This window comes from Corynebacterium sp. HMSC034B08 (assembly GCF_001835805.1).
Classification (GTDB): domain Bacteria; phylum Actinomycetota; class Actinomycetes; order Mycobacteriales; family Mycobacteriaceae; genus Corynebacterium; species Corynebacterium coyleae.
On the sequence record NZ_KV825969.1, the window covers coordinates 124,259 to 127,346 of the forward strand.

At 64.8% G+C, this 3,088-nt stretch carries 3 protein-coding genes and 1 pseudogene; all 4 read left to right on the top strand.

What is annotated here, in order from left to right; genetic code table 11:
• Nucleotides 1-507 (top strand): annotated as a pseudogene (locus HMPREF2656_RS09915) (AMP-binding protein); the annotation flags it as partial.
• Nucleotides 508-592: 85 nt separating this feature from the next.
• Nucleotides 593-1,261, top strand: coding sequence for a hypothetical protein (locus HMPREF2656_RS09920; RefSeq protein WP_070816555.1), 669 nt, complete (start codon nucleotides 593-595; stop codon nucleotides 1,259-1,261).
• A gap of 14 nt (nucleotides 1,262-1,275) precedes the next feature.
• Complete coding sequence (gene hemW / locus HMPREF2656_RS09925) at nucleotides 1,276-2,394, top strand: radical SAM family heme chaperone HemW (RefSeq protein WP_168167560.1); 1,119 nt, start codon at nucleotides 1,276-1,278, stop codon at nucleotides 2,392-2,394.
• 7 nt (nucleotides 2,395-2,401) lie between these two features.
• Nucleotides 2,402-3,088, top strand: a 687-nt coding sequence (gene hrcA, locus HMPREF2656_RS09930) for a heat-inducible transcriptional repressor HrcA (RefSeq protein ID WP_083319505.1), incomplete at its 3' end; no start/stop codon positions are given.

The window sequence follows — 3,088 nt, forward strand, 5'->3', positions numbered from 1 at the left end:
ACCGAGGAAGCGCTCACGGACGGCTGGTTCAACACCGGCGATCTTGGCGAGGTCGACGAAGACGGCTTCGTGTCCATCACCGGCCGCAAGAAGGACCTCATCGTCACCGCCGGCGGCAAGAACATCTCCCCGGGACCGATGGAGGAGATCATCCGCCAGCACCCGCTGATCTCTAACGCGTTGGTGGTCGGCGACGGTAAACCGTTCGTCGGCGTGCTGGTCACCCTCGACGAGGAGGAACTGAAGCGCTGGAAGGCGAACCACAACATCCCGGCGAACAAGAAGGTGTCGGATCTGGCGCAGGACCCGGCGTTGCGCGCCGAGGTGCAAGACGCGGTGAACATGGCAAACGCGACCGTCTCGCGCGCGGAGGCGATTAAGAAGTTCCGCATCCTGGATCGCGACCTGTCGGAGCAGCACGACGAGATGACGCCGACGATGAAGGTGAAGCGCAATGTGGTGTTCCAGCGCTTCCAGGAGGACATCGACAAGCTGTATCAGCGTTAACGGCGCGCCTACCCTCATCGGCTCACGCTGTGACATAGCATCCCAATTTGTCACTTCCACAGTCCGTTTTAAGGGGGTTCACGCCGTGCACAAAACTGCAGCCGTGCTGCGTCACCGTGAACTTACCCAGGAGATTTACAACATCGGCGACGAGGTTGCGGAGTACATCGAGCACGTCGCCGAGTTGATTGCGGACTATGACGGTGAGCTCACTGAAGATTGCCTGGCAGAGTTCGAGGAGATTGTCGACGACGCCCGCCAGGACGCACGCCGCATCGTCGCCGAGTTAATCGGCCTGCGCCAAGCGCTGACCTCGGGCCGCGCCGCAGGCTACCTGTCGGTGGGTGTGCGCCCAGAGGAGCGCATCCCGCAGCCTGAACTTCTCGACGCCGCCGGCCTCAAAGACCTCTTCCCGCTGCAAGCACCATTTTCGGTGCAGACGATGCACGACGCGCTCGTCGGCCGCACCGAACTGGTGGTGCAGCACTTGGAGGAGATCGTCTCGTTTACGCTCGAGCAGACCGACATGGTCGCCCGCGAACTCGGCGTGGTCTCGCTTCCGCACCTGTACGCGCGGGTCGGCGAGATCGTCGAGGAAGCCGTGATCGGCTGGGTGGAAACCGTCTGCTTGGACCACCCGGCGTTCGTGCGCACGATGCGCGGATCCAACCCGCCGGAGTTTTTGGAGGAGCGTGCCCGCATCGACCGCATTGTGGCGAAGGTGGCGGCGAAGCGTTCCCTGCGCGGGGCTTAGGTGGGGGTTCCGTGATGGATTCCTTCGGCGTGTATATCCACGTGCCGTTTTGTGCGACGCGCTGTGGCTACTGCGACTTCAACACGTATACGCCCACCGAGGTGGATTCCTCGCACGCGCAGTACCTCGACGCGCTGGAGCGCGAACTCGAGCTCGCCGCCGCCCGCGACCTGCCAAAAGCCGAGACGGTGTTCATCGGCGGTGGCACCCCGAGCCTGCTCGGCGCGCAAGGCCTCGGCCGCATCCTGGGCGCCATCCGCAACACCTTCGGTATCGCGGCGGGCGCGGAGATCACCACCGAGTCCAACCCGGAATCCACCAGCCCCGACTACTTCGCGGGCCTGCGCGATGCCGGCTTTACCCGCGTCTCGCTCGGCATGCAGTCCGCCTCCACGCCGGTGTTGAAAGTCCTAGACCGCCAGCACACCCCGGGCCGCGCCGTCGCCGCCGCACGCGAGGCCCTTTCCGCAGGCTTCGAGCACGTGAACCTGGACATGATCTACGGCACGCCCACCGAAACCGACGACGATGTGCGCCACACCCTGGATGCCATCCTTGCAACCGGCGTCGACCACGTCAGCGCCTATTCGCTCATCGTGGAAGACGGCACCGCCATGGCGCGCAAGATCCGCCGCGGCGAACTACCCGCACCGCAGGAGGACGTCTACGCGGACCGCTACGAGATCATCGCCGCAACGCTGGAGGGCAACGGATACGACTGGTACGAGGTCTCCAACTGGGCCAAACCCGGCGGCGAGTGCCGCCACAACCTCATCTACTGGCACAACCAGAATTGGTGGGGCGCAGGCCCCGGCGCGCACAGCTTCATTGACGGGATGCGCTTCTTTAACGTCAAGCGCCCCGAGCGCTACGCACAATTGCTTGGCGACGACACCCTGCCCATCCAGGACACCGAAACCATCACCGCAGACGAAGCCCACATGGAGGCGATCATGCTCGGGCTTCGCCTGCGTGAGGGGATTCCGGCCGGGTGGGTTGGGGATCGGGCGCGTGGGGTCGTCGATAAGCATGTGCGCGCGGGGCTCCTAGAGCGGGGAGAGCGCTTGCGCGTGACTGATACCGGCAGACTGCTTGCAGACGGCATCATCACCGATATCCTGGCAGCCGAGTAAGGAGGCGATCATGAGCGCAGCAGACGAGCGGCGCCAAAAGGTGCTGCGGGCGATCGTGGCGGACTACATCGCCAGCCAAGAACCCGTCGGCTCCAAAGCGCTGGTGGAACGGCACAACATGGGGGTGTCGTCGGCCACGATCCGCAACGACATGGCGGTGCTTGAGCAGCAGGGCTACATCTCGCAGACGCACGCCTCGTCCGGGCGCATCCCCACCGAGGCCGGCTACCGCAAGTTCGTGGATGCGCTCCACGACGTCAAACCACTGTCCGCCGCCGAGCGCCACGCGATTTTGGACTTCCTCGAAGACGGGGTGGACCTCGAAGACGTGCTACGCCGCTCCGTGCAACTGCTCTCTCAACTGACCCACCAAGCCGCCGTGGTGCAACTGCCGAACCTGTCCGCCTCGCGCGTGAAACACTGTGAGGTTGTCGAACTCACACCAACGCGCCTGCTGCTCGTGCTCATCACCGACGCCGGCCGCGTCGACCAACGCAACGTCGATCTCGCCGCGCCAATTGGCGACGACGGCGTGCGCATCCTGCGCGACATCCTCAACGACGCACTTGTGGGCAAGAACATGCGCGACGCCTCCGCCTCACTCGCCGGCGTGGCGGTCAGCGCCCCGCCGCACCTGACCGAACCCACCACGCGCGCCGCCGAAGTGCTCATCACCACACTTGTCGACGCCGCC